Genomic DNA, 26,218 nt, shown 5'->3' on the forward strand with positions numbered 1-26,218 from the left:
GAGTGTGTTGGCTGGATTGTTTTTGTTATGGATGTTTATTTTTTGTTGCAAAATAATGTAGGCTTAACGCATACTAAAGTTGTTTTTTAGCTATTTTATTAAAAAACAATTTCCATAATCGTAATAATAAAACTCGCGCTGTAAGTTTATTAACTATACTCATTTTAAATATATGAACTAAGAGCAGGAATTTGTTGATGCACTGCACTTTTTTAAAGTGCGTAGCAACATAAAAGTACCTAGATGCATGGTGAAGTATGAATACTGCAAAACTAAAACAATTGTTATCTCACCAGCAGGATATATTATCTAAAATCGCGTTAGGCATTGCCTTAGACGATGTTTTACAAGATATTTGTTTAGCTATAGAGCAAGTTATTGAAGACAGCTCTGCAAGATGCTCAATACTGTCTTTAACAGGTAATCAGTTATTTCATCGTGCTGCCCCAAATATTGACGATGAATATTTAAAGGCAATTAATGGTGTGTTTATAGGCCCTAATGTAGGGTCTTGTGGCACCGCAGCCTATAAAAATGAGCGAGTTATTGCGCAAAATATTGACCTTTCGCCCTTGTGGGAAGATTACAAAGATTTAGCGCACAGGTACGGTTTATATTCTTGTTGGTCAACCCCGGTTATTTCAACCACCAATGAAATATTAGGTACTTTTGCTATTTACCACGGCACCCCTAAAGCACCTACACAGCAAGATTTAGAACTCATTGACTATTTTGTACACTTTTCTAGCATAGCACTAGAAAAAAACGCAGAGTCGCTCAAAGCTAGGCAGCTAGTGGCAGACCTGCAAAAAAGTAATGAAAAATTTAAAGCATTTACGCAAGTGATGCCCGATCTTATTTTGATTTTGAACGAAGAGGGCGTCTATACCGATATTTACGGAACCTCGAGTGACTTATTACTTGAATCGCCCACCGATTTAATTGGTCAAAATGTGCAAGACTTGTTCCCAGAAAAAGATGCCGACATGATCATGGGGATTATTAAAAAAACCATTCTCACCAATGAAATGCAAATATTTGAGTACGATTTAGCCGTGCCCAAAGGCCACATAACCTTTGAAGGAAGAGCGGCTGCACTTACTAACTATCAGCCAGAAAAACCAGAACTTAAGCACGTAGTGTGGATGGCAAGAGATGTGACCCTTCGCAAAAAAGCCGAGCAAGAAGTTCAACGGCTTGCGTTTTTTGATCCACTAACAGGGCTCCCTAATAGACGAATGCTCAGCGACAGCCTAGCAAAGTGTGTGGAGCGTATTAAACGCACCAAAAAAACGGGCGCATTGCTGTTTTTAGATGTTGATAACTTTAAAAGAATAAACGATTCATTAGGCCACGGCGCCGGAGATCAAGTATTAATAGAATTAGCAAAACGCTTAGGTGGCGTAATACGATCATCTGATACTTTAGCTAGAGTGGGCGGTGATGAATTTATTATTTTACTCGAATACATTGGCGAGCATAATCACCAAGCCTGTATTGAATCTGAAATAGTCGCTAAAAAAGTACAAGGCGTGTTTAATGATAAGTTTGCAATAGGGGAGCTGGCATTTCAAGTTAGCTGCAGTATAGGTATTTGCTTAATTAACGAAGAGCACACAGCCACCGATAACATATTAAAATTTGCAGATACCGCCATGTACCGCTCTAAGGCAAAAGGTGGCAATAGCTGCAGCTTTTATGACCCTAAACTGCAAACTTTACTCGAAAACCAAGCCGAATTAGAAACGGATATTGTAAGAGCAATCGCTAATAACGAATTTTGTGCGTATTTTCAGCCGCAAATTAGTATGCAAGGAAAGATAGTAGGTGCAGAAGCCCTGATAAGGTGGATACACCCTAATAAAGGGGTTATTGCGCCTAATCAGTTTATTCCTATTGCAGAGCAATATGGGCTGATTCAAAAACTGCAAAACATAGTGCTTCGCAATATATGCAGCCTTATTAATCAACTTAATGAAAAAAACATGATAGATGAGCACTTTAGCGTATCTATAAATATTAGTCACATACAGTTTAATTCTGCGCAGCTTACCCGTGAGCTCTGCTCTACAATTAAAGAGTTCAACATAAAGCCGCAGCATATTAAACTTGAGATCACCGAAACCATGCTATCGGGCGATATTGACAGCACAATAAAGCAAATGACGGAGCTACAAGAACAAGGTTTTGTGTTTTCTATTGACGACTTTGGTACAGGGTACTCCTGTTTAGCTCATTTAAATGCTTTCCCCGTACAGGAAATAAAAATTGATAAAAGCTTTATCGATAAGATTTTAGATAAAGGCAAAGGCTTTAATATTGTTAATACGATTATAAGCCTAGGCAAAAGTTTAGACATTACCGTTGTTGCTGAAGGTGTAGAGCAAGAGGCGCAATTTGAGTTACTAAACTTGCTCAATGCAGATTGCATACAAGGCTATTTAGTCGCAAAACCTATGAATGCCAGTAATTATATTAAGTGGCATGCCCATCAATTAAAAAAGCAAAGCCTAAGTGCTTAGCAGGCTGTGCGTCGTTTTTGTAAATTAAGCTAACGTTTTAATAAAGCCATTTTTACCTTATTAAAACATTTTGTTTAAACAACACTAGGAACACGCGTATTAAGTATATATTATGAAGTCACTATAACGATTCAAAATAATAAAATGGACGACAAGAGATGCAGTTAGTCGAATTAACCCCTAAGGATCCTGATGTAGTTAATGTGTTTGCAGATATAGATAGACTGATAAACTCCTTATACCCCGTGGCTACAGCCCAATCTCTCAAATTAGAAGAATTAAGCAAAGACAACGTTTATGCAATTGGTTTAAAAAACGAAGATGGCATTATTGCCTGTGGCGCTATTGTTAAGCAAAATGACGGCGCGCTATATGGCGAAATAAGGCGTTTATACGTAAAACCAAGTTACCGTGGTAGAGGTTTTTCAAGACGCATAATGCAAAACCTACTGCATTACGCCGGCGAAACAAAAATTCCACTTATCCGATTAGAAACAGGCCCAAAGCAAACCGAATCAATTAGTTTATATGAAGATTTAGGTTTTGCGCGCTGTGCAAGCTTTGGCTCGTATCAAGATAACCCACAAAGTGTATTTATGGAGCTTGCCCTGAGCCCTGAGCCAGAATAAATAAGCTATTTACTACTGTGTGCCTATAGCTGACTCTGTAGGCGCAAAAAATACTTCACTGTTTTTCACTGCTATCTTCGTATAAAATTCGCCACGTATATTTAATACCTGTGCACAGTAATACTTAATGATTTTAAGAGGCAAACCCTGGCTATAAACAAGCTTTTTTGCATAAAAATAAATTACTTGATTAAGCAAACGGGTATAAACCTTTATTTAGCACTTCATAAGTGAGAATTTTATCTTTTTTAAAAGTAGCCCAAAACCAATGAGCGATTTAACAGTAGTAACCCACAGTGGTAATTTCCATGCCGATGACGTGTTTAGTATTGCGGTACTTAAGCATGTATTGCCTGCCTTTAACTTGGTACGAACCCGCGATAAAGCAGTAATAGAAAGTGCCGATATTGTTGTTGATGTAGGTGGTGAATACAACCCTGACACAGGACGCTTTGATCACCACCAACGCGGCGGCGCAGGCGAGCGCGAAAATGGCACGCCATACTCGTCATTTGGCTTAATTTGGAAAAAGTATGGTTTAGCGCTGTGTGATAATAACCAAGCGGTGGCTGATAGAGTAGACGCTGGTTTAGTCTCTACAATTGATGCCATAGATTGTGGTTACGTTAAAGGTGTGGTTGAGGGCATAACGCTTAGCCAAACGCTTTCTATGTTTAATCCAACATGGGAAGAGGAAGGCAACTTTGATGAATGCTTTGATGAAGCCGTTGAGTTTGCTGCGCGTTTATTAACCCGTTTTATTGCCTCAGCAAAAGGAAGCATTAACGCCAAAGATATTGTTGCAAAAGCAATAGAAGAGGCAAAAGATCCCCGCGTGATTATTTTAGAAAAATACACACCATGGAAAAAAACAGTACACCATTTATCAAGCGACGCTTTATTTATGGTTTACCCTTCGCAAAACGGCCAATGGATTATTCAAACTGTACCAGTAGAGCCTGGCTCGTTTGAAGACAGAAAGTCACTGCCTAAAGCGTGGGCCGGTTTATCTGATGAAGAGTTTCAAGCTGAAACAGGCTTAGACGACGCCGTATTTTGCCACAATGGTTTATTTATAGCCGGTACTAAATCGTTCGAAAGTACAATGAAGCTGGCCGACGCGGCCCTAGCTGAGTAACCTGTTTTACTTAAATATGGGTAAAAATTTTTTACCCAGAATTCGCACTATTTTAGCTAAGTAACTAGTTTGCAGTTACTTAGCTTTATTATGCTCTCGTTATTTAAATCACGTGAGGTTTTATGTTTGAAGTAAAAACTATCGCGCTATTTATTATTACCGCACTGGCAGAAATTATTGGCTGTTACTTACCTTATCTTTGGCTTAAAGAAGATAAATCCATATTCCTTTTAATACCTGCAGCAATCAGTTTAGCGCTATTCGCGTGGTTGCTAACGTTACACCCAGCAGCCGCTGGACGGGTGTATGCCGCGTATGGCGGTGTGTACATATGCGTGGCTTTACTGTGGTTATGGGCAGTTGATGGCGTAAAGCTTACAATGTGGGATGTAGTGGGCGGGGCGGTTGCCTTACTGGGCATGGCTATTATTATTTTTGCACCTAAAAGCGCATAAAAATTAAGCCATATTAAAGGTAAAAAACGCCTTACAGGCCACTGTTAACGCATATATCGCGCAATTAAATTGCCAACCACTTTTTTATAAGTAAGCGTTAAAGCTGGATTATCTATTAAGCTTGTTTGTACAACATGCCCGGTATATAAGCCATAAAACTCATACGCAAAAATGCTCGGCTCTTTGTCTTGGCTAAAGTAGCCTTGTGCTTGGCAGTTAACTGCAAGTTTAGTGAGGTAGTTAATCATTTTTAAGTGTTGGTCTTGCATAAACTGCCTTACCAAACAGTTCGGGCTTGCTTTAAACTCTACCGACGCTTTAATGAGCGGGCAACTTGCCTGCTTACCAGGCGATACCGTATCTAAAAAATTGAGCCACTCAAGCCAACGTTGCTGAAAATTATTTAAATGAATTAACGCATCTTCATCAACAGATATATCAACAACCTGTTTTCTAAATTCTTCTTCGGTGTAGGCCAAAATAGCCACTTGCATATCTTCTTTATTGGCAAAGTGTGAGATCACCCCAGTACGCGACATGTTAGTCACTGCCGCTATTTTTCCTATCGACAAGCTATATAAACCATGTGCAGCCGCATAGGCCATTCCTTTGTGCAAAATATTGCGTTTTGTGCTCTCACTTTTTTTCATCGTTAATCCATAAAGCGTGTTATTTGGTCGTACACGTATTGGCTTTTTAAAATGCGCACGTGCCCCAGCTCTTGTGTGGCCACAAGTGTTGCAGGTGTGTTCTCAGTTAATAATTTTATTGCCTCAAAGCTTGCCACTGAGTCATTTTTATCATGAATAAACAACATGTTTTCGTTAATTTTATTTTTAGAATGATCAGGGTGAAGGTTTTGCCAGCTAATACCATATTTGTCTGACACCCTATTAAGCATATTTTCTAGCATGAGCTCAGAAATACCCACTTGCCTGACCTTAGCAAACATGGCTTCAAATATTTGTGCAGGGGCAGAGATCATCACAATTTTTTTATTCTCTAAATAATGAGGCGCTAAGTTTAACAAAGCAACACCGCCCATAGAGTGTGTAACGACTCTATTAATTGTAATATTTTGCCCATTAAAGTACTCAAAAGCCGCTGTTAGCCCCTGCATGTACCCGTATAAGTGCGAGGTATTGCCGTGCGAATAGCCATGGCCTATGTGATCAATTGAGTAAACATTAAAGCCTTTTTCAAGTAGTTCATCTATTAAAGCAGTAAACCGATTAGTGCTATCGGCCCAGCCATGAGATAAAAATACCGTTTTAGTGTTTTCGGCTAGGCTAAAATAGTACAGGTTTACAGCGCCAAGCTCGGTAGTAAGTTTAATATTAATTGGCTGTATACATGTTCTAAATTCGTATTGGCGTCGGCTATGTGGGTTACAAAATACCTTCATGGCAAGGCGGGCACTGAGTTTAGGAAATGTTTTGGTCAAACCAAAAGTGGCAGCCTTTGTTATTTTAGAAAATTTAGGTGGCTTGTTTTGATTAAAATAAATTTGTTTCATGTTTATACCAAATAAGTACAGTTGTTCTATTTTATCTTAAATAAGTACAACTGTACTTATTTTTTTAGCCGCATAACCAGCTTGCTTTACTAAAGGCGGTTAGCTGTAAAAGTAAAGGTGTAGGTGTTTTTTCTCTCAACACTAAAAATCACTCGTTACGAGTAAAAATACTTGTTGGACTTAAAAGTCTATTTTTCTTTTAATGCGCGTAACTAGCCGAACCGGCATTCATTAAATACAAGAGAAAGATAAATGAAAGAGACAACATCACTAGAACAAGCTCGCACGAGTTACAATGTTCGTCATTGGAGCCAAGGTTTTTTTGGTATTAATGATCAAGGTGATGTGTATGTTGCCCCAAAGGCTCACGCCCCAGAGCAAACTATTGCACTTACAGATATTGCAAAACAACTTCAAGAAAAAGGCTTAAGCTTACCGGCTTTAGTGCGCTTTCCACAAATTTTACATCATCGTGTGCACAGTTTATGTGGTGCATTTAATACCGCGATTGAAAACTATGGTTACCCAAAAGATTACCTATTAGTTTACCCAATTAAAGTAAACCAACAACGCGAAGTGGTTGAAGAAATAGTAGCAAGCCAAGCCGAATTAGAAAAAAAACAATTAGGCCTTGAGGCGGGCAGCAAGCCAGAGCTATTAACTGTTTTGGCAATGGCAGAAAAAACCAGTGCAGTGATTGTATGTAATGGCTACAAAGACAAAGAATATGTGCGCTTAGCACTGATTGGCGAAAAGCTAGGCCACAAAGTATACATAGTGCTTGAAAAACTCTCTGAGCTCGACATGGTACTTAGCCAAGCAAAGGCGCTAAATGTTAAACCACGTATTGGTATTCGCGTTCGTTTAGCATCGCAAGGCAAAGGTAAGTGGCAAGCAAGTGGCGGTGAAAAATCTAAATTTGGTTTATCAGCGTCGCAAGTTTTACATGTAGTAAACCGTTTAAAAGAGGCAGGCCAACTTGATTTAATGCAACTTGTGCATTTTCACTTAGGCTCGCAAATGGCAAACATTCGTGATGTGCGTTTAGGTGTGAGCGAAGCCGCGCGTTTTTACTGTGAGCTACGCAAATTAGGTGCAAGCATTGAGTGCTTAGATGTAGGGGGCGGTTTAGCTATTGATTACGATGGTACCCGCAGCCAATCACATAACTCAATGAACTACAGCTTAGCTGAGTATGCAAATAATATTGTGTACACCATAGGCGATACTTGTAAGCAGTACGCGCAGCCCATGCCGACGATTATTTCTGAGTCGGGGCGTGCACTAACGGCGCACCATGCCGTGCTTATTTCTAATGTTATTGGTACTGAAAGTTACACGCCAGAAGAGTTAGTAGCGCCTGCTGGCGATGCACCGCTTTTATTAAATAATATGTGGGCATCGTTTGTGCAGTTAACCGATTTAACTGACGACCGCGCACTGATTGAAATTTACCACGACAGCCAAGGGGATTTAGCTGAGGCGCATAACCAGTTTGCACTTGGGCTTTTAGATTTAACGCAGCGTGCGTGGGCAGAGCAAGTTAACTTACGTATTTGTTATGAGCTTAACAAACACATGGATAACAAAAACCGTTTTCATCGTCCGATTATTGACGAGTTGAACGCACGTTTAGCCGATAAGTTTTTTGTAAACTTTTCGCTTTTTCAATCGCTTCCTGATGCGTGGGGGATTGATCAAGTGTTTCCGGTATTGCCATTAAGTGGTTTAACCGAAGCACCAAAAAAACGTGCTGTATTACTTGATATTACCTGTGATTCAGACGGCGCACTTGAGCACTATGTTGATGGCCAAGGCATTGAAAGCACTTTACCCGTGCCTGAGTACAGTGCAGATAAGCCTTACTTAATGGGCTTTTTCTTAGTGGGTGCGTACCAAGAAATTTTAGGTGATATGCACAATTTATTTGGCGATACGCACAGCGCTATTATCAATATGGATGAGCAAGGCGTTGCCAGTATTAGTGAGATAAACCAAGGTGATACGGTAGCCGATATGATGCGCTATGTACATTTAGATGTTGAGAGCTTTCAACATTCGTACGCGCAGTTAGTGTCTGCAAAAATAGATAAAAATGAACAGCAAAGCGTTTTAGACGAGTTGCAGAGCGGCCTTAATGGCTACACTTATTTAGAAGAGTTATAAGCAATGTCTAGCTTGTTTGGTCATGTTGACCACTCATTGTATTCAAACGGGATGACGTTTTTACGTCGTCCTATGGTGCAAAACATTAATGCCATTGATGCAGATGTCGTTGTACTAGGCTTACCCTTTGACTTAGCAACTTCGGGCCGCCCCGGTGCACGCTTAGGGCCCGATGCCATACGCCGTGCGTCGGTACATTTAGCATGGGAAGACACTAAATACCCGTGGACATTTCCTTTGTTTGAGCGTTTAACGGTTGCAGATGCAGGGGACTTTACTTATCCGGTAGGCGATCCTGAGTATTTTACGGCACAGCTAGAAATGGCTGCAGAGCAAATACTTCGCCAAGGGGCAACGCTGTTAGGCTTGGGTGGCGATCACTTTGTAACGCTTCCGCTATTGCGCGCGCATGCAAAGATACATGGCAAAATGGCACTGGTTCATTTTGATGCGCACACCGACACTTACAGCAATGGCTCGCGCTTTGATCACGGCACTATGTTTTATCATGCACCCATGGAAGGGCTGATTGATGTAGAGCATAGTATCCAAATAGGTATTCGTACCGACTTTGACCAATCAAAGCATGAGTTTGCAGTGATTGATGCAATGCAAGCTAACGATTTGCATGCTAATGAAATAGCAGCGCAAATACGTGAGCGAGTAGGCGACTTACCCGTTTACTTAACGTTTGATATAGATTGTTTAGACCCAGCATTTGCACCAGGTACAGGCACACCTGTATGCGGTGGTTTAACATCTGATAAAGTGCTTAAAATACTGCGCGCACTCAAAGGCATAAATATGGTGGGTATGGATGTGGTAGAGGTTTCACCGTCGTACGACCAAAGTGAGCTTACCGCAATTGCTGCAGCAACAATTGCCAGTGAATTATTGCATCTGTGGACACATAAAAATAAGTATTAACGCCATAAGTTAAGTACTACAAAAAGGTATGTACTGGCATACCTTTTTTATTTTAGAGGTGTCGATTATTTTGCAGCTTAATTTCTTTTAACCAAATAAAACTTAAGCCAATAAGCGGCAGGTTAGTGGTTACTGGGTTAAATGCTTCAATGAGTAATGGTGGCTGCATTACTACAACCGCTAACAAAAGCCCTACAAGCGCTAAAACATTTAAAATAACGATGTGCTTATTTTTATAAAACACTAATAAGCACACGCCAAATATAATTTCGGCAATACCCGCCGAACGTGTAATTAAGTCAGACACTTCTGCTGAAAAACCCGCACTGCCAGTCATTAGTTTTTCAAGCGGGGCAATATGATAAAGCTTTGGAAAAAAGCCGTGGTATATCCAACTCAGCCCCACAATATAGCGAGCAATTTGTATATAACCGGGGTTATTTCCTCGCATTGTCTATTCGTTCTTGTGCACTTGGGTGGCTAGATAAATATTCGAGCAAATTATTTACCTTTTCAAGGTGTTCGTTTTCGCTGGTGTGCGCACCTTGTAATGCTTCAATGGCATCGGCAAAGTCGTGGCTTGAATACCCTAAGTTTTCAAGTTGAATGAGTGCATAGCTATCTGCCTCGCGCTCCATATCACGAGAAAACCCTTGCTGTGCAAAAGATGCCCCCGTACCTAGTACCACTTCTGCTATGCCTTCTAAATCACCAAATATAACCGCAAGTACAATGGTACTGGCTGCCGATTGCGCAGTCATGCGTACGCTATGCTGGTGGACTACGTGGCCAATTTCGTGAAGTAATACGGCTTTTAATGCGTTGGGCTTATCAGCTAATAAATTTGCTAACTCATCGGTCACGACAATACGTCCATGGGGCATTGCAAACGCATTCGCCCCAAAGGCCTCTGATTTATAAAACGATAGCCTATAAACCGATGGCTCAAGCGAGAGCGCATTAAGCATGGTATTAAAGTGTTGGTGTACTTTAGTTTGTTGCTCATTAGGCAGCTCACTGTCATCAAGCGCGAGCTTTTCAATTAGGGTAAAGCTTTGTTCACCCATTTGCTCTACTACACTGCGCGGCAGAGTATCAACACTGTAAACAGCAATAGCGGGCACAACTTTATAAAGCATTAACCACATAAAAAGCGGTGTAAAAATAACGGCCGCGATAATAGCCCATTTACTTTTTTCAAGGCGCTCTAGTAGGTCATGCTTATTTGCTTTAAAAGGCCAGCGATAATTTACATCAGTAGGAATAAAGCGGCTGCCATCATTAAAATTTAGTTCATCAGCAAGCCCAGCTAGGCCAGAGGTGAGTGTTATATCGCTTATTGCATGGCTTGAAATAAGCTGGTCATCGTAGCTAATCTCAACACAGGTGTCGCTAATGCTAGCGACACCTTGCTGGTAATTGCTTGATGCCTTGGGGAAGTAATGTCCCTGTACGTGCATAATAAGCTCTTAGGTTAGCGATAGGTCAATATCAAATACATTGGCTGCTTCTTCAGCAAACGATGACTGCTCTTGTTGCGCGGTATCCACTAAATTTAGCGCACTAGGGTAAATATTAACGGTTGTAACCTCGGCAAGCATTCTCGATGTACGCACTTTGGTCCACGGGTAGGCAAGCCCTAAAGAAAACACGATTGCCAGCATATTGGTTAATAGTAATATGGCAAAAGGAATAGGCTTAAGCTCTGATTTAAATGATGCTACGTCTTCAAATTGACTGTTATCAAAAATATGGTTACGAATAGCCGCAGCCCACACAGCGGTTACTATCGCAATCATAAATACGTAAGCAATCATTAATCCACCAAACATAATGCCCATTTTGGCTGGATCTTGTGCAGCTTGTTGGTTTTCTACATTCATTAAATCAAGCCCAAATAAGCCTAATACAGCCATAAATATCACCATAGTGATAGAGCTCACCACAAAGCAAATAAGGGCGGTTAAGTAGTAGGTTTCACCTTTAAGGTTTACGGTTAATGGCGTGTCACCGTAGCTAATATTGCTATGTATGTACGTGTCGATACGTTTTAAAACATACGGCATTAATAAATAAAGGGTAAAAATACTGGCAATAGGTAAAAGAATAAAGTTAATGAAGGCTTCGCCGTAATCGCCTTTAAATGCAAAGCGTACATTTCGATGACGGGTCATACGCATATTAAAGCGCAGGCCTTGGTTAATAATCCACGGCATTAAAAAGATAAAAGCAACCGCAAATAGTAAGCCTACAAGAGGAAAAAAGCTGCTACCAAAGGAGTAAATTAAAAATACAATAACCGCTAAAATACGGCCTTTTAAAATTTGCATCGGGGTGGCTAAGTAGTCAAAGCTGTGTCCGTCAATGCGAGTGTGTCCATAAAAGTATCGCATTGTGCGCACTTTTGCCCAAGCCGAGTAAATACCTAAAGTAAGTACGCTCAGTAAAATATTGACTATCCAAATACCAAAAAACTCACCGCCTTTACCGCTAAACTGTACTTTGCCGCTAAAAATAGGGGCCGTAGGTTCATTTACTGCAGGGGTGGTTTCTGGGGGAGTAGGGTGTATTGATTCCATTAAAATTATATCCATGTTGTTTTTTTGTTAATTTACCTAAATTTGGTGCAAAGCTCAATCTTTAATAGCCTTACAGCCTACAATGGCGCTGCTTTTAATATATGTGGTGCTGCACTTTAAATCATCTCTGGTATACTAGGGCGATAATTTTATGGGGCTGTTATGATTTCAAAAAACCAACTCAAGCTTATTCGCCAACTTGGCCAAAAAAAGTACCGGAAGCAATATAATCAATACCTTGTACAAGGTGAAAAAAACGTACTTGAGTTGTTAAACAGCCCATTAAAGGCGGTTGATATATTTGCAACACAGGCGTTTATAAATACTCACCAAAACCAGTTTCCAGAAGTAGATTTTACGCCAGCAGAAGAAGAGTCGCTGACTAAAGCCAGTACCTTAGTAAGTAATAACGCGGCCATTGCAGTGGTTGATATGCCAAAGGCTGATTTACCTAATAATACCGGCTTAATATTGGCGCTTGATGGGGTTTCTGATCCGGGGAATTTAGGTACTATTATCAGAGTTGCCGATTGGTATGGCATTCAACATATAGTAACAAGTACCGACAGCGCCGATGCTTACAACCCTAAAACAATTAGCGCTACCATGGGCTCATTTGTCAGAGTGTCGGTAAGCCAAGTAGAGCTACCTGAATACTTACAAACATTAAATATGCCTATTTATGGGGCATTTTTAGATGGGCAAAGCGTACATACAACGGACCTTAGTGCAAAGGGTGTATTGCTTATGGGCAGTGAATCGCATGGCATACGCGAGCAGTGTGCAAAATTAGTAAGCGACAAAATAACCATACCGGCTTTTGGTGAGGCAGAGTCACTTAATGTGGCAATGGCTACAGGTATTATTTTAGATAACTTTAAACGCCAAGCTTAACTTTTTAACTGTTTATGAGTTAAATTGTTTGTAAGTAATAACAATAATAATCGGTAATAACAATAAGATGCGCTTAAGCACTATTAAATTAGCGGGCTTTAAATCGTTTGTAGAGCCCACTAAAATTCCATTCCCTGATCAAATGACGTGTGTTGTTGGGCCTAACGGCTGTGGCAAATCAAACGTGATTGACGCTGTGCGATGGGTGCTTGGTGAAAGCTCAGCTAAAAACTTGCGTGGCGATGCCATGACCGATGTTATTTTTAATGGCTCAACTAATCGTAAACCAATCTCGCAAGCCTCAGTAGAGCTTATTTTTGATAACACTCAAGGTGATTTACCTAATACATTTGCCGACAGAAACCAAATAGCAATTAAGCGTTTAGTAACACGCGATGGCCAATCGTTGTACTTTTTAAATGGGAGCAAATGCCGTAAGCGCGATATTACCGATATATTTTTAGGCACCGGGCTTGGCCCGCGTAGTTACGCAATTATAGAGCAAGGGATGATCTCGCGTTTAATCGAGAGCAAACCTCAAGAGCTGCGCGTATTTTTAGAAGAAGCCGCGGGTGTGTCTAAATACAAAGAACGCCGCCGCGAAACGCAAACCCGAATTAAGAGTACCCGCGAAAACCTTGAGCGTTTACTTGATGTGCGTAAAGAGTTGCAAGCGCAACTAGATAAACTGGCTGTGCAGTCGGTTGATGCGAAAAAATACCGCGATTTAAAAGCGCAAGAGCGTACCTTAAAAGGCCAAGTAGCTGTATTAAAATGGCAAAAGCTGCATCAACAACAGCTTGAAAAAAGTGAGCAAATCAAAAAGCTTAATGAGCAAATCGCCTTTTTTAAAACGGCCCACTCAGGCCACGACGATGTGCTTGCAAGCCTAGAGGCTCAAGTAAATGCAGAGCAAGATGCGCTTAACGATGCGCAGCATCAGCAACACGTTACCCACACAGAGTTGACCCGCGCCGAACAACAACACATTAATATTAAACAGCAAACGCAAACACTTAAACAAAGTGTGGTTAAGCTTGAGCAGCGAAAGCTGCAAAGTGAAGCGCTAAAAACACAGCAACAAAATGTGTGTGAGCAGTTATCTATGAGCCACCAAGAGATAAGCGAGTACAGTTTAGAGTACAGCGAACAAGTTGAAGAGCTTACCCTTAAACTTGCAGATTTAGCTGATGAAAAAAATAAGCACACAAACGCATGGCAAAGCCTTAATCAACAACAGCACGCGCTTAATAATAAAGTACAGGCTCAGCAAAATAGTGTTAAGCAAACAGAGCAAGCCTTAGCCCATGTAAACGCACAGCTTAGCCAACTAAATAGCCAAATTGACGATATTAAAAGTAGCCAATTAGAACAGCAACTAGCCGAGCAACAAAAATACAAACAAACCCTAACTCAAGAGCTTGCCAGTAAGCAAACGGCGCAAACACAATGCACCGCAGCGCTTAAAGAGCAAACCGATTTAGTAAATGACTCTGAGCAACAGCATCAGCAAAGCTTACAGCACGTTAATGAGCTAAAAGCTCGCATTGCTGGACTTAAAAGCAGTTTAGGGATTGAAGATGACAATAAGCAGCACACTTTATTTAATCAATTAAAAGTAAAGCCAGGGTTTGAACATATAGTTGAACAGGCACTGCAAACGCTTGAGCACCTAAACGTAGCTGATGTGCAAAGCAACAATAGTGTGTGGCCTCACAAAAGTGAAATACCAGTAAATAGCGTTGCGGCGTTGATTACTGAGGGTGTTTACCCAGATTTATTGACCCGTATTGCGTACAGCGAAAACGCCGAACTCGCTGCGTTAAATGATACGTTTTATATTGCGGTTATGGATAAAAGCGGTGCTTTACATGCTCGAAACTGGCACCGTAGCGCAGACAAAAACGCCGAAAACTCACAACTTTTAAAACACACACAGTTAAAGCAAAAAACAGCGAGCTTAGTAGAGGCCGAAAGTACCCTTGCAAGGAATTTTGAGAATCTTAATGCGCTAAAAACACAGCAGCAAAAGCTGAGTGATGAATTAGCAGTACTTAAAAATGCAATTCATCAATTAGCACAAAACATTGCCGTGGCCACTACGCGCAGCGACATGTTAAAAGAGCAAGTAGCACAATTTTTACAGCAACTAGAAAAGTACCAGCAACAAAAGCGTGCATTAACCACTGAGCAATCACAATTATTAAAAACGCGCGATGAGCACAACAGTGCGCTTGAAGTGTTACAGCAACAGCAACGTAATTTAGCTGACGAACTGGCAAGCGCCGACGCTGCTTGCACACGCAGTAATACTACATACAACCAAGCTGCAGCTACACTTGAGCAATATAAAACACAAGCGCATCAGGCCACGTTAAAAGAGCAAAAAGCACACAGTGAGTGGCAGCTTAGTCAAACAAAGCTTAATCATGCTGAGCAAGAGCTCATTAGTGCGCAAGAAGAAGCGCAAGAGCTGCAATCGCAAATGGAAGCGTTGCTTATACCCGAGCAAGAGCTCACTGAGCAAATAGCACAGCTTTTAATAAAACATCAGCAGGGCGAAGCTAGCTTGGTTGCGTTACAAAAAAAGCTTAACGAGGCAAAGCAAACACTTATAAGTAAACAAGCCAGCCTTAAGCACTCTCAAGGTGAGCTGACAGGTTTGCAAGAACAACATCAAAAGCTAAGTATTGAAGAGCAAAGCCTAATTATAAAAGCGCAGGCAGCACTTGAGCCGCTTGAAGAATTAAAGCAAAGTTTAAAAAGTGTTTTAGATACACTGCCTGATTCACTGAGTTTAAATGCAGCGCAAAATCAGATCAGTGGGCTTGTGCATCAATTAGATAAGCTAGGTCCAGTTAATTTAGCCGCAATAGATGAGTTTGAACAAGCTAAAGAGCGCAGTGATTATCTTAATAATCAACTTGAGGATTTAACCAAAGCGTTAAATACGCTTGAAGGGGCGATTCGTAAAATTGACAGCGAAACCAAAACACGCTTTAAAGCTACCTTCGATCAAGTGAACAACGACTTTGCCGAGCTATTTCCAAAAGTATTTGGCGGTGGTAGCGCGTATTTAGAATTAACCAGTGACGACTTACTCGAAAGTGGTGTTAGTATAATGGCACAGCCACCAGGCAAGAAAAATTCGACAATTCATCTGTTAAGTGGTGGAGAAAAAGCGCTGAGCGCATTATCATTGGTGTTTTCTATATTCAGGCTCAATCCAGCTCCATTCTGTATGCTGGATGAAGTAGATGCGCCGCTTGATGATGCTAACGTGGTACGCTTTTGCCGTTTGGTTGAAGAAATGTCACAATCGGTGCAGTTTATTTATATTAGTCATAATAAAATTGCAATGGAAATGGCAGGGCGTTTAACTGGCGTTACTATGGCAGAGCCAGGCGTATCACGCATGGTAGCAGTAGATATAGAACAAGCAGTGCAACTTGCACACACATAACAGTTTATTTTAAGCGTATTAGTATTAATTAATACACGGGTTTAGGCATAACAAATAATAAAAGGTGAGGGGATGGCCGAAGAACTAAGATTGGTTTTAATTGTGATCAGTGTACTTGTCATAGGTGGCTTATTAGTACATGGTTTATGGTCAGTTAGAAAAAAAGACAGCCCAGAGGTAGCGCCTTCAGAGCGGGTTGAACCAATGCAAGACACACCTTCGCATACACCAGTTGAACCTAAAGAGCCGGTTGTTGCCCAGCGAGATGAGCCGCAATTTGGTGAGCTAAACTTTGATGCAAACGAGCCGCAAATAGATACTAGCGTGGCGCAAACACCCATTGAAGACGACCTGCAAGTAGTTCAAGAGCCAGAGCTAGAACCAGAGCCAGAGAGCGAAAAAGAAGCGCCAGCAGATGTGTCTGACTTTGTTATTGTGCATATTCAAATGCCTGAGGGGCTAAGCATGCAAGGCAGTAAGTTATTGCCTGCAGTAAATACCTTAGGATTTAAATATTCAGAAGAAGGCTTTTTTAATCGCCACATAGACCCTGCAGGGCAAGGTCCAGTGTTATTTAGATTAGTAAATATGTATAACCCAGGTACGTTTGATATTGATAATATGGAACAGTTTAGCACCGCAGGGGTTAGCTTATTTATGACTTTACCTTGTGAAGGCGACGGGCTAGCTGCTTTTAATATGTTACATAGCGCAGCTAAGAAAATTGCCGATGAATTTGGTGCACAAATTTTAGATGCCGAGCGTGAAGAAATGACCGTTGATCGCGTTCGTCAATATGTTGAGCAGGTTCGTGCATTTTCTGCGTAATTTATACGCACACATTATTTTTATTAAGCCACTTACCTAAAAGTGGCTTTTTTTATGTTTTTTGAGGTTTAAATGTCTAGCAGCATTAGTGAGCAAATTAATCATCTTCGTAGTACGTTAGAGCAACACAACTACAATTATTATGTCCTTGATACACCCAGTATTCCTGATGCAGAATACGATAGACTATTGCGCGAGTTAAGCGCCCTTGAAAGAGAAAACCCAGAATTTTTAACGCCTGACTCACCCACTCAAAAGGTAGGAGGCGCTGCGCTGAGTAAATTTGAACAAGTTGCTCACCAAGTGCCTATGTTATCGCTTGATAACGCCTTTAGTGAAGAAGAATTTAGCGCCTTTAACCGCCGTATTAAAGAGCGTTTAATGAGCCAAGATGAGCTCACTTTTTGTTGTGAACCCAAGTTAGATGGCTTGGCTGTGTCAATTATTTACCGTGATGGCGTGCTTGTGCAGGCCGCAACTCGTGGCGATGGTTTTACTGGCGAGAACATTACACAAAATGTAAAAACAATCCGTAACGTGCCTCTTAAGCTGCGTGGCGATTACCCCGCAGAGCTTGAAGTACGTGGCGAAGTATTTATGGATAGCGCAGGGTTCGAAAAGCTAAACAGCGAAGCCGAAAAACGTGGCGAAAAAGTATTTGTAAATCCACGAAATGCAGCCGCAGGTAGTTTACGCCAGCTTGATTCAAAAATTACCGCTAAGCGCCCGCTAATGTTTTATGCGTATAGCACTGGGCTGGTGGCCGATGGCACAATCCCTGAGGATCACTACCAACAATTGGCAAAATTAACCGACTGGGGTTTACCGCTGTGCCCAGAAACAAAGTTAGTTGAAGGTACGCAAGCGGCTTTAGATTACTACAGTGATATTTTAACGCGCAGAAGCGAGCTTAAATATGAAATTGATGGTGTAGTAATTAAAATAAACCAAAAAGCCTTACAAGAGCGTTTAGGGTTTGTTGCACGTGCGCCGCGCTGGGCAATTGCTTATAAGTTTCCTGCGCAAGAAGAAATAACCCAGTTACTTGATGTAGAATTTCAGGTTGGCCGCACAGGCGCTATAACGCCGGTAGCGCGTTTAGAGCCTGTATTTGTAGGCGGCGTTACGGTATCAAACGCAACGCTGCACAATGGCGATGAAATAGCCCGTTTAGGCGTAAAGGTAGGCGATACAGTAATTATACGCCGCGCCGGCGATGTTATTCCGCAAATTACACAAGTAGTACTTGAGCGCCGCCCAGATGATGCACGCGACATTGTATTTCCTGCCAGTTGCCCCATTTGTGACTCACACGTTGAAAAAGTAGAAGGCGAGGCCGTGGCTCGTTGTACCGGTGGCTTAGTGTGCCAAGCTCAGCGTAAACAAGCGATAAAGCATTTCGCATCACGCAAAGCGCTTGATATAGATGGCTTAGGCGACAAAATAGTTGATCAGCTGGTTGATAGAGAGTTGGTAAAAACCCCCGCAGATTTATTTATATTAAAACAAGGTCACTTTGAGTCACTTGAGCGTATGGGCCCTAAGTCGGCTAAAAACTTAGTAGATGCGCTTGAAGCTGCAAAGACAACTACGCTTGCAAAGTTTTTATATTCGCTGGGTATTCGTGAGGTTGGCGAGGCCACAGCGCAAAACTTAGCAAATCATTTTTTAACACTTGAAAAGGTAACCCAAGCCAGTATTGAAAGCCTTACACAAGTGAGCGATGTAGGGGTTATTGTAGCAACTCATGTTCGTGGCTTTTTTGATGAGCAACATAATGTAGATGTAGTTAATGCTTTAATTGAACAAGGCATTAATTGGCCAGCGCTAACGCCGCCTTCAGAGGATGAGCAACCCTTAGCTGGGCTAACCTATGTATTAACTGGCACTCTTAATACTTTAAACCGAAACGATGCTAAAGCACGCTTACAACAGTTAGGTGCAAAAGTAGCCGGTAGTGTGTCGGCTAAAACAGATGCATTGGTGGCGGGCGAAAAAGCCGGCTCTAAATTAACTAAAGCACAAGATTTAGGCATAGACATACTTAGCGAAGATGACTTAATTGCACTGTTTGATAAGTACAATGCTTAGGGTAATAAAATGAGCCGATATGGACCCGAGTACTGGGATAAATACGGAAGCTACCGTACGCCAATTGCATTTCATCTGAGTTTATTGGTGTTACTACGTGCGTATTTTATTTGGGTTATAGCGGCGCTGAGTCGTCGCCCTGAGCTTGATTTAATGTCGCTATTTTTTAAATCTAAAAACGATTTTTTTATCGCAATTTCGATTGGCGCTATTGCGATAGTGCCCACTTTTTTATTTTGCTTAAGACGCCCGCGCGACTCTCATCAACAAAGTGCGCGTTTAGCGATGGTGTGGCGCTACATGCGCTGGCCGTTACTGGTGTGCGCAATAACTGACTTAAGCTGGTTAACAATACAAGCTGCACATAGTCATTACAGGTTTTCACTATTTTTAGCTGTGCAAATGGTGATTGTGTTTTGGGTAATGTGGTACTTGGCAAAGAGTCGTTATTTGCAGGTGTTTTTTAACGATTGGCCAGAGCCTACCGAAAAAGCAGATGATAAAAACGCTAAATAAAAGGGAGCTAAATGGATAACATTAATAAAAAAATTGCCATTGTAGTGCTTGGTATTGGCATTATTTTAGGCGCTTTAGTGTTGTTTACATCGTTAACTGATCATATTTGGTTTTCTGCCGTAATAGGATTATGGTTATTTGTGTTTTGTTCGTGTTGTTACAGGCTGACACCCGCCTTTAAAAAGCGCAATACGCTTGATAATTTTATTCAGCGCGATGCACAGCACTTAATGTTATTTAGCTTGGCAGGTTTTTTTGATAAAAAATTTGGCCCGCAATGGCTTGTTATTGGCAACATTGAACATATAGAAAGTAAGAACGATGAGCTTATTATTTATAGCAATAACGAGCGACAATTTAGTGTAACTTTACCCGCACAAAAAAATGACATAGACGCCTACATGAAGCGCATACTTTCAGATCACGAAAAGCAAACTATTCGCTTTAGTTAGGGGCTGTTGAACTTTGCGGATTAAAGTTTGTTCAAACTAGGGGCTATTTAATCGCGGCGCGAAGTTTGTAACCTAGTGGGCTAAGTAAAAGCTGAGCAACAAAGAGTAAATAGCCCCTAGGAAGAACCCGTTGGGCAGCGCCTGTTTGGCATTAATGCTACGTTATCGCCCAATTATGGGGAATAACCACACTGCATAGGCTCTGCTTTGCCTAAATACCAAACAGACTGCTGCAAATTTAACCTTAAAAGATCAACAGACCCTAATCACTTATTAATACCGAAGGAGGCTATTATGCTTACTTGGAATGATGTTATAAATTTTGCCAATAATGGCAATCCTACGCCACGCGAAAAGGTTGTAAAAACAGACGCGCAATGGCAGGCAATGCTAAGTGATGAGCAATATTATGTGACACGTAAAAAGGGCACAGAACGCCCTCACAGCTCACAAAGTTGCACATTACTAGAACCGGGTAAATACGCGTGTGTATGCTGCGATAATTTACTTTTTGATGCCGATGAAAAGTTTGATAGCGGCACAGGCTGGCCATCATTCACGCAGCCTGCAACTGTCGATGCAATTGGTTATGTGAACGATTTAAGCCATGGTATGCAGCGCGTTGAAGTGGTGTGTAATGTGTGTGATGCACACTTAGGGCATATTTTTCCTGATGGGCCAGCACCGTCGGGTTTGCGCTATTGTGTAAATGCCGCTGCAATGAAAAAGCTTTAATTATATAGTTAGCCTTCAATCTAGATAAAACAGCTATTTTAGCCGCTAGTTAGCGCTAGGGGGATTGAATATCGAGTTTCATTTCTTTTGCCATATGCAAAATTTTATCTAATCGCTGCGACTGATCTGGCTGCAGTGTAGAGTTACTCAAAAGGGCGTAACACTTTTTAGCAATAACCAAGTTAAAAGTGCCGCCTTTTTGTTTTGTCGAATCAAACAAACACTGTAATAAATTAAGCGCAATGCTTGGGTTACGCGGCATTACTCTAAATGCTTGCGTAAACGCCTCTAACGCCGTATTTAATTGCCCTCTATTAAATTGAGTTACTGCATGGTTGTTAAGCTCTTTAGGACCCATTTTAATGTCACGACGCTCACTTTGCTGCTGTTGAATGTAACGCAGGTAAGTTGTATCACTCATATTGGGGTGGCGCTCACAATGGCTAATTATTTGGCTAAATAATGTTTGTGCTTTTTGATGAAAACCCAGCTCGTGAAACGCTTTTGCTTTATCAAGCGCCCCATCTACAGAGCGTATTAACGTATCGTCATCGTCGAGTTGCTCTATCAAGCGCTTGGCTTTTTGATGCTCGTCTTTTAAATAGTGCAAACGCGCATTAAGTACATCAATTTGAGATTGGTTTGCGTTGTTAGGAAACTGCTTTTTTAAATCATTTATGTATTTATTAGTTTGACGCGAAATACGTTGTATTTGGTCTGTTTGATCTGTGGTTAAAGCAAAGTCTATACCGGCACGGGCTGCATTGAGATAGATGTCGGGGCTGTCATGAATAGAATGACGCGCATAGCTGGCTATGTCTTTTTGGGTTAAGTAGCTTTTTTCGTAATCGTGGTTTATTAACGAAACATTGCTTAACGATTTTTGTCTTTGGATATTACGTGGCGCGATATCGACTGCTTGGCTTAAAAAATCTTGTGCCAATTCAAATTGGTTTAGTTTTATTTCTAATCGGCCGAGTAAATCCAGTGCAACTAAACGTGTTTCATGGCGCTCAAGCATGGTTTTTAACATGCGTTGAGCAAGAATATGCTCATTATTAGCAATCAGGGCTTCTACTAAACCAACTTTGGCCCAGGCAAATTTTTGTATGTCTAGCACCGAGGTAAAAAAGTCTTTAGCTTCTTCACTGCGGTTTAGCCTAAGCAATGCATCTCCTTTTAAGCGAAGGAGGATAGGGCTGTATATATTGTTTTTTTTATTTAAAGCGGCATCGATTACTTTTATTGCTTTAGAGTCGTTGCCATCATCTACTAATGTATAAATGCTCTGAAGCTCATTTTTACGTTTTAGAATACGCTCAATCCGCGTTTTTAACTCTTGTACCGTAAATGGCTTTACCAAAAAGTCGTCGGGTTGAAGCTCTAAAACGCTATGCACTAGCGCACCACTGGTTTCTGCAGAAATAAAAATAAACGCGGTGGAGTTTTTTATCAGTTGCTTAACACGGAGTTCTTCGTAGAGTTGGTAGCCGTCTTGGTGTTTGCTTAAATTAAATGAACATACAATTAAATCAAATTGCTCAGCCAAACATTGCTCTTTTGCTGCAATTGCATGATCGGCAAAGTGCAACTGCCGAAAGCCAAGCCTTTCTAGCGACTGTTTCATATAGCTTTGAGCGAGGGGCTGCTCTTCCACTATCAGTATTTTGGCTTTGGCGTAGATCTTAGTTGGCATTGGCTTACATGTTGTTTGATTTATCACAGACTATAATCAACAGTTTAGCTGCTTACAAGGGAATTTAACTATTAGCCGAGGTTATTAGAAGATTAAGTTATTTTCATACGTTTAGATGGCTTCATATTATCCTTGCCTTAGCGATTTAAAATCAATGTTTAATTAATAGGTAAAAAGCAGCTCTAAATAATAGTTAAAATAATCTAGGTTTTTGTGGAGTGTTTGTACGTGGCGGGTGATATTGGACTTGAACCAGTGGCACTCGCCTTTATTTGTAAAGGACGGCGATGCTCTCTTTTTCTTACAACTGGATTAATTACCCAAATAGGATTTTTATAATAATTATTCAGAAGAGTTTTGATGCTTTAGAAGTCTTTATATGTGGTGGGAGATGGTTTAGCTTGATACCGGTAACCCTCGCCTTTATTTGTAAAGGACGGCGATGCTCTCTTTTTCTTACAGCTAGATTAATTACCCAAATAGGATTTTTATAATAATTATTCAGAAGAGTTTAGATGCTTTAGAAGTGTTTATATGTGGTGGGTGATTACTTGGCTTGATACCGGTAACCCTCGCCATTATTTGTAAAGGACAGCGATGCTCTCTTTTTCTTATAACTGAGTTAATTACATTTATATTATTTTATAGCGTATAGATTAATCGTTTTGCAAAAAACAAACTAAGAGTGATATTTTTGGAAGTTTTTAGCTTAGGTATTTTGAAGTGTTTATATGTGGTGGGTGATTACTTGGCTTGAACCAGTGACCCTCGCCATTATTTGTAAAGGGCGGCGATGCTCTCTTTTTCTTATAACTGAGTTAATTACCTTTATATAATTTTATAGCGTATAGATTAATCGTTTTGCAAAAGACAAATCAAGAGTGATATTTATGGAAGTTTTTAACTTAGGTATTTTGAAGTGTTTATATGTGGTGGGTGATACTGGACTTGAACCAGTGACCCTCGCCTTGTAAGGGCGATGCTCTCCCAACTGAGCTAATCACCCACATATAATAGGTATGACTTTATCAATTTAACGTTTTGTATAATTTGGTGGGTGATACTGGACTTGAACCAGTGACCCTCGCCTTGTAAGGGCGATGCTCTCCCAACTGAGCTAATCACCCAAATTATATATTTAATATGCACCATTCTAAGAATGGTGGGTCGTACTGGACTTGAACCAGTGACCCTCGCCTTGTAAGGGCGATGCTCTCCCAACTGAGCTAACGACCCATATTAAATTTTAAAACGCGACTATTAATATAATAATAGGCTTTATATGTGGTGGGTGATACTGGACTTGAACCAGTGACCCTCGCCTTGTAAGGGCGATGCTCTCCCAACTGAGCTAATCACCCACATATAAATTAAAACGCTACTATTAAATAAATAGTACTGGACTTTAACCAGTGAACCTCGCCGTTACTTGGAAGTAGCGGTAATGCTCTCTTTTTCTAGCTGAGTAATGACCCATTTAGATTTGTGTAATATGCACCATTCTAAGAATGGTGGGTCGTACTGGACTTGAACCAGTGACCCTCGCCTTGTAAGGGCGATGCTCTCCCAACTGAGCTAACGACCCATATTACATGCTACTACCTGTGTAGATAGTACTGGACTTTAACCAGTGAACTTCGCCATCTTTTATAAAAAGCGGTGATGCTCTCTTTTCTTGTAACTGAGCTAACGACCCATATTACAATTTTAAAACGCGTCTATTAATATAATAATAGATTTATATGTGGTGGGTGATACTGGACTTGAACCAGTGACCCTCGCCTTGTAAGGGCGATGCTCTCCCAACTGAGCTAATCACCCACATATAAATTAAAACGCTACTATTAAATAATAGTACTGGACTTTAACCAGTGAACCTCACCTTCTTTTACTTAAAGCAGTGACGCTCTCTTTTCTAACTGAGCTAACAACTCATATAGAATTTTAGATGTGTACACTTAATAAAGTGGTGGGTGATACTGGACTTGAACCAGTGACCCTCGCCTTGTAAGGGCGATGCTCTCCCAACTGAGCTAATCACCCACATCTAAACAACATTACATTGCTGCGTTGTTGTGGGGCGCTATTATAGATAGAGTTGCAAATGTGTCAACACTTGAATGATAAAAATGTGCTGAATGAAGGTTTTATAAACAGCGTAGGGTGGTTGGCGTTTACTTTATCATCAAATTTAAGTTGTTAGGGTAAATTAACAGCTGAATCTGAACTAAGTGACTGCCTTATTTTTACTTACAATAAAAAGCATTGCTTAAATAAGCTAATAAAAGGCGATGTTGAAATTGATACAGTACGCGTGACGTTTTATCAAAAAGAAGATTTATGACTATATAAGGTTTTAAATTATTGAACTGGTATACGGTACTTTTTACGGTACTTTTTAAAAGGTACGAACACGTTAAAGGGCATAAGCAGTTATCTGTATTGCCATTAGTGCGAATAAACTTTAATTAACGCCATGGGTTTTGGCACAATGACAACAAAACAGAGCCTATTACCCAAACTGGAACATAGTGTTTAAAAACAGCACGAATTATTTGCTAGCACTTTTAACGACGGCCTAATTCACTTCAATTTTTATATGTGTGTACAAGCAACTTAAAAAGGGAGGGGTTGAGCATTTAATAATAAGGCTATCGAATAGAGCCCTCGCATTTTAATAACACACTTAAATGCGGGGTTTAGCCTTGGTTTTAGTACTTTTTTAACCCCAACTCAATTTGCATATAAATGTATACCTTTTATGTTAAACATTATTACTTCATCAACGAGGTATAAATAGATAATTAACCTGTTTATAGTACTGTGAGATGAAGTACAGGCCAAATTTTGTCGAAATTGTATTTTTTTGCATGTCTGATAGTCAGTTTGTTGAAAATTAAACCATTTAAATAAAGTGGCATAAAAAACTGTTGACTTTATTTTGGGGGGTGCATAGAATGCGCCCCGCACTCAGCGATACACAACGTGTTAAACGCGTTAGGTATTAAAAGGTTTGGGGCTATAGCTCAGCTGGGAGAGCGCTTCGCTGGCAGCGAAGAGGTCTGCGGTTCGATCCCGCATAGCTCCACCAAGTCTTTGTGCATGTCCTAGGGTAGCAGTTTTCTGTGTCCCCATCGTCTAGAGGCCTAGGACACCGCCCTTTCACGGCGGTAACAGGGGTTCGAATCCCCTTGGGGACGCCATCTAACAAATAGTTAGGCGTGGTTTTACCAAGAGAATAGCGTAACACTTAAAGCTCGAGTCTTTATGTGTATTAAACGTATTACCTTAGCACCTCATGATATGAGTTAAACTTATCAATTGTCCTAGTGACACTTTTTAGTGTCCCCATCGTCTAGAGGCCTAGGACACCGCCCTTTCACGGCGGTAACAGGGGTTCGAATCCCCTTGGGGACGCCACTTACTATTTATAGTAGGGTAGTGTTATTAATAAAACTCGCCTGAAACGAGTCAAACCATTCAGTTGTCCTAGTGACACTTTTTAGTGTCCCCATCGTCTAGAGGCCTAGGACACCGCCCTTTCACGGCGGTAACAGGGGTTCGAATCCCCTTGGGGACGCCACTTACTATTTATAGTAGGGTAGTGTTAT

General features: G+C 40.8%; 19 protein-coding genes and 11 tRNA genes. 17 read left to right on the forward strand and 13 right to left on the reverse strand.

Going from position 1 to position 26,218, the window contains the following annotated elements; all coding sequences use genetic code 11:
• Window positions 1–257: 257 nt before the first annotated feature.
• From PSH48_RS09955 to PSH48_RS09970, 4 genes are all read left to right on the forward strand, one after another.
• The gene (locus PSH48_RS09955; RefSeq protein ID WP_273611481.1) at window positions 258–2,522 is read left to right on the forward strand and encodes a sensor domain-containing phosphodiesterase; all 2,265 of its coding nucleotides are present in this window, start codon (window positions 258–260) and stop codon (window positions 2,520–2,522) included.
• 158 nt (window positions 2,523–2,680) lie between these two features.
• On the forward strand, window positions 2,681–3,151 hold the full coding sequence (locus PSH48_RS09960) for a GNAT family N-acetyltransferase (protein ID WP_004588851.1): 471 nt from the start codon (window positions 2,681–2,683) through the stop codon (window positions 3,149–3,151).
• A gap of 268 nt (window positions 3,152–3,419) precedes the next feature.
• A complete protein-coding gene (locus tag PSH48_RS09965) occupies window positions 3,420–4,289 on the forward strand; it encodes an MYG1 family protein (RefSeq protein ID WP_054983440.1) in 870 nt (289 codons plus the stop codon).
• A gap of 122 nt (window positions 4,290–4,411) precedes the next feature.
• The gene (locus tag PSH48_RS09970) at window positions 4,412–4,744 is read left to right on the forward strand and encodes a YnfA family protein (RefSeq protein ID WP_029772735.1); all 333 of its coding nucleotides are present in this window, start codon (window positions 4,412–4,414) and stop codon (window positions 4,742–4,744) included.
• A gap of 44 nt (window positions 4,745–4,788) precedes the next feature.
• Here the strand turns inward: PSH48_RS09970 and PSH48_RS09975 are convergent, their stop codons facing one another.
• Window positions 4,789–5,394, reverse strand: coding sequence for a TetR/AcrR family transcriptional regulator (locus PSH48_RS09975; RefSeq protein WP_064384866.1), 606 nt, complete (start codon window positions 5,392–5,394; stop codon window positions 4,789–4,791).
• Between the two features lie 2 nt (window positions 5,395–5,396).
• Window positions 5,397–6,260: an alpha/beta hydrolase gene (locus tag PSH48_RS09980; RefSeq protein ID WP_126007632.1), complete on the reverse strand. Its 864-nt coding sequence runs from the start codon at window positions 6,258–6,260 to the stop codon at window positions 5,397–5,399.
• A gap of 252 nt (window positions 6,261–6,512) precedes the next feature.
• On the opposite strand from PSH48_RS09980, the gene speA reads away from it, so the two are divergent.
• Together speA and speB are read left to right on the forward strand one after the other, a co-directional pair.
• Window positions 6,513–8,426 (forward strand): biosynthetic arginine decarboxylase, encoded by a 1,914-nt coding sequence (speA, locus tag PSH48_RS09985; RefSeq protein ID WP_273611482.1) that lies wholly within the window; start codon window positions 6,513–6,515, stop codon window positions 8,424–8,426.
• A 3-nt stretch (window positions 8,427–8,429) separates the two neighbouring features.
• A complete protein-coding gene (speB, locus tag PSH48_RS09990) occupies window positions 8,430–9,353 on the forward strand; it encodes an agmatinase (RefSeq protein WP_029772730.1) in 924 nt (307 codons plus the stop codon).
• Between the two features lie 52 nt (window positions 9,354–9,405).
• On the opposite strand, the gene PSH48_RS09995 is transcribed toward speB, so the two are convergent.
• Genes PSH48_RS09995 through PSH48_RS10005 form a run of 3 tightly spaced genes read right to left on the reverse strand, consistent with a single transcriptional unit; the run spans window position 9,406 to window position 11,932 of the window.
• A complete protein-coding gene (locus tag PSH48_RS09995) occupies window positions 9,406–9,804 on the reverse strand; it encodes a DoxX-like family protein (protein WP_273611483.1) in 399 nt (132 codons plus the stop codon).
• Window positions 9,791–10,813 (reverse strand): M48 family metallopeptidase, encoded by a 1,023-nt coding sequence (locus PSH48_RS10000; RefSeq protein WP_273611484.1) that lies wholly within the window; start codon window positions 10,811–10,813, stop codon window positions 9,791–9,793. The genes PSH48_RS09995 and PSH48_RS10000 overlap by 14 nt, the downstream gene beginning before the upstream one ends.
• Before the next feature lie 9 nt (window positions 10,814–10,822).
• The gene (locus PSH48_RS10005; protein WP_138611403.1) at window positions 10,823–11,932 is read right to left on the reverse strand and encodes a YjgN family protein; all 1,110 of its coding nucleotides are present in this window, start codon (window positions 11,930–11,932) and stop codon (window positions 10,823–10,825) included.
• Between the two features lie 162 nt (window positions 11,933–12,094).
• Between PSH48_RS10005 and PSH48_RS10010 the strand changes: the two genes are divergently transcribed.
• The 7 genes from PSH48_RS10010 to msrB all read left to right on the forward strand — a co-directional run bounded on the left by PSH48_RS10010 (window position 12,095) and on the right by msrB (window position 20,911).
• Complete coding sequence (locus PSH48_RS10010) at window positions 12,095–12,826, forward strand: RNA methyltransferase (protein ID WP_273611485.1); 732 nt, start codon at window positions 12,095–12,097, stop codon at window positions 12,824–12,826.
• Between the two features lie 67 nt (window positions 12,827–12,893).
• Window positions 12,894–16,289 carry a chromosome segregation SMC family protein gene (locus PSH48_RS10015; protein ID WP_273611486.1) on the forward strand — a complete coding sequence of 1,132 codons (3,396 nt, stop codon included), beginning with the start codon at window positions 12,894–12,896 and terminating at the stop codon, window positions 16,287–16,289.
• Window positions 16,290–16,361: 72 nt separating this feature from the next.
• The gene (zipA, locus tag PSH48_RS10020; protein WP_273611487.1) at window positions 16,362–17,117 is read left to right on the forward strand and encodes a cell division protein ZipA; all 756 of its coding nucleotides are present in this window, start codon (window positions 16,362–16,364) and stop codon (window positions 17,115–17,117) included.
• A gap of 72 nt (window positions 17,118–17,189) precedes the next feature.
• The gene (ligA, locus tag PSH48_RS10025) at window positions 17,190–19,208 is read left to right on the forward strand and encodes an NAD-dependent DNA ligase LigA (RefSeq protein WP_121637717.1); all 2,019 of its coding nucleotides are present in this window, start codon (window positions 17,190–17,192) and stop codon (window positions 19,206–19,208) included.
• Between the two features lie 9 nt (window positions 19,209–19,217).
• The gene (locus tag PSH48_RS10030) at window positions 19,218–19,724 is read left to right on the forward strand and encodes a DUF2919 domain-containing protein (protein ID WP_004588866.1); all 507 of its coding nucleotides are present in this window, start codon (window positions 19,218–19,220) and stop codon (window positions 19,722–19,724) included.
• Between the two features lie 11 nt (window positions 19,725–19,735).
• Complete coding sequence (locus PSH48_RS10035) at window positions 19,736–20,176, forward strand: hypothetical protein (protein ID WP_273611488.1); 441 nt, start codon at window positions 19,736–19,738, stop codon at window positions 20,174–20,176.
• 294 nt (window positions 20,177–20,470) lie between these two features.
• Entirely contained in the window at window positions 20,471–20,911 is a 441-nt protein-coding gene (gene msrB / locus PSH48_RS10040) for a peptide-methionine (R)-S-oxide reductase MsrB (RefSeq protein ID WP_004588868.1), read from the forward strand.
• Window positions 20,912–20,966: 55 nt separating this feature from the next.
• On the opposite strand, the gene PSH48_RS10045 is transcribed toward msrB, so the two are convergent.
• From PSH48_RS10045 to PSH48_RS10080, 8 genes are all read right to left on the reverse strand, one after another.
• A complete protein-coding gene (locus PSH48_RS10045; protein ID WP_024034162.1) occupies window positions 20,967–22,607 on the reverse strand; it encodes a response regulator in 1,641 nt (546 codons plus the stop codon).
• Window positions 22,608–23,537: 930 nt separating this feature from the next.
• Window positions 23,538–23,613, reverse strand: a tRNA-Val gene (locus PSH48_RS10050).
• 45 nt (window positions 23,614–23,658) lie between these two features.
• Window positions 23,659–23,734, reverse strand: a tRNA-Val gene (locus PSH48_RS10055).
• Window positions 23,735–23,767: 33 nt separating this feature from the next.
• Window positions 23,768–23,843, reverse strand: a tRNA-Val gene (locus PSH48_RS10060).
• A gap of 49 nt (window positions 23,844–23,892) precedes the next feature.
• Window positions 23,893–23,968, reverse strand: a tRNA-Val gene (locus tag PSH48_RS10065).
• A gap of 148 nt (window positions 23,969–24,116) precedes the next feature.
• Window positions 24,117–24,192: transfer RNA gene (locus PSH48_RS10070), tRNA-Val, on the reverse strand.
• Between the two features lie 160 nt (window positions 24,193–24,352).
• A tRNA-Val gene (locus PSH48_RS10075) sits at window positions 24,353–24,428 on the reverse strand.
• Between the two features lie 146 nt (window positions 24,429–24,574).
• A tRNA-Val gene (locus PSH48_RS10080) sits at window positions 24,575–24,650 on the reverse strand.
• Between the two features lie 972 nt (window positions 24,651–25,622).
• Here PSH48_RS10080 and PSH48_RS10085 point away from each other — a divergent pair.
• The 4 genes from PSH48_RS10085 to PSH48_RS10100 all read left to right on the forward strand — a co-directional run bounded on the left by PSH48_RS10085 (window position 25,623) and on the right by PSH48_RS10100 (window position 26,190).
• Window positions 25,623–25,698: transfer RNA gene (locus PSH48_RS10085), tRNA-Ala, on the forward strand.
• 36 nt (window positions 25,699–25,734) lie between these two features.
• A tRNA-Glu gene (locus tag PSH48_RS10090) sits at window positions 25,735–25,810 on the forward strand.
• A 141-nt stretch (window positions 25,811–25,951) separates the two neighbouring features.
• Window positions 25,952–26,027 (forward strand) — tRNA-Glu (locus PSH48_RS10095).
• Between the two features lie 87 nt (window positions 26,028–26,114).
• A tRNA-Glu gene (locus PSH48_RS10100) sits at window positions 26,115–26,190 on the forward strand.
• Window positions 26,191–26,218: the final 28 nt, after the last annotated feature.

This window comes from Pseudoalteromonas sp. Angola-4 (assembly GCF_028599265.1).
GTDB lineage: Bacteria > Pseudomonadota > Gammaproteobacteria > Enterobacterales > Alteromonadaceae > Pseudoalteromonas > Pseudoalteromonas atlantica.

What these genes read in the sequence shown, in the direction of transcription:
- PSH48_RS09955 (WP_273611481.1), top strand. Translation starts at nt 258, where the DNA reads ATGAATACTGCAAAACTAAAACAATTGTTATCTCACCAGCAGGATATA.
- PSH48_RS09960 (WP_004588851.1), top strand. Translation starts at nt 2,681, where the DNA reads ATGCAGTTAGTCGAATTAACCCCTAAGGATCCTGATGTAGTTAATGTG.
- PSH48_RS09965 (WP_054983440.1), top strand. Translation starts at nt 3,420, where the DNA reads ATGAGCGATTTAACAGTAGTAACCCACAGTGGTAATTTCCATGCCGAT.
- PSH48_RS09970 (WP_029772735.1), top strand. Translation starts at nt 4,412, where the DNA reads ATGTTTGAAGTAAAAACTATCGCGCTATTTATTATTACCGCACTGGCA.
- PSH48_RS09975 (WP_064384866.1), bottom strand. Translation starts at nt 5,394, where the DNA reads ATGAAAAAAAGTGAGAGCACAAAACGCAATATTTTGCACAAAGGAATG.
- PSH48_RS09980 (WP_126007632.1), bottom strand. Translation starts at nt 6,260, where the DNA reads ATGAAACAAATTTATTTTAATCAAAACAAGCCACCTAAATTTTCTAAA.
- speA (WP_273611482.1), top strand. Translation starts at nt 6,513, where the DNA reads ATGAAAGAGACAACATCACTAGAACAAGCTCGCACGAGTTACAATGTT.
- speB (WP_029772730.1), top strand. Translation starts at nt 8,430, where the DNA reads ATGTCTAGCTTGTTTGGTCATGTTGACCACTCATTGTATTCAAACGGG.
- PSH48_RS09995 (WP_273611483.1), bottom strand. Translation starts at nt 9,804, where the DNA reads ATGCGAGGAAATAACCCCGGTTATATACAAATTGCTCGCTATATTGTG.
- PSH48_RS10000 (WP_273611484.1), bottom strand. Translation starts at nt 10,813, where the DNA reads ATGCACGTACAGGGACATTACTTCCCCAAGGCATCAAGCAATTACCAG.
- PSH48_RS10005 (WP_138611403.1), bottom strand. Translation starts at nt 11,932, where the DNA reads ATGGAATCAATACACCCTACTCCCCCAGAAACCACCCCTGCAGTAAAT.
- PSH48_RS10010 (WP_273611485.1), top strand. Translation starts at nt 12,095, where the DNA reads ATGATTTCAAAAAACCAACTCAAGCTTATTCGCCAACTTGGCCAAAAA.
- PSH48_RS10015 (WP_273611486.1), top strand. Translation starts at nt 12,894, where the DNA reads ATGCGCTTAAGCACTATTAAATTAGCGGGCTTTAAATCGTTTGTAGAG.
- zipA (WP_273611487.1), top strand. Translation starts at nt 16,362, where the DNA reads ATGGCCGAAGAACTAAGATTGGTTTTAATTGTGATCAGTGTACTTGTC.
- ligA (WP_121637717.1), top strand. Translation starts at nt 17,190, where the DNA reads ATGTCTAGCAGCATTAGTGAGCAAATTAATCATCTTCGTAGTACGTTA.
- PSH48_RS10030 (WP_004588866.1), top strand. Translation starts at nt 19,218, where the DNA reads ATGAGCCGATATGGACCCGAGTACTGGGATAAATACGGAAGCTACCGT.
- PSH48_RS10035 (WP_273611488.1), top strand. Translation starts at nt 19,736, where the DNA reads ATGGATAACATTAATAAAAAAATTGCCATTGTAGTGCTTGGTATTGGC.
- msrB (WP_004588868.1), top strand. Translation starts at nt 20,471, where the DNA reads ATGCTTACTTGGAATGATGTTATAAATTTTGCCAATAATGGCAATCCT.
- PSH48_RS10045 (WP_024034162.1), bottom strand. Translation starts at nt 22,607, where the DNA reads ATGCCAACTAAGATCTACGCCAAAGCCAAAATACTGATAGTGGAAGAG.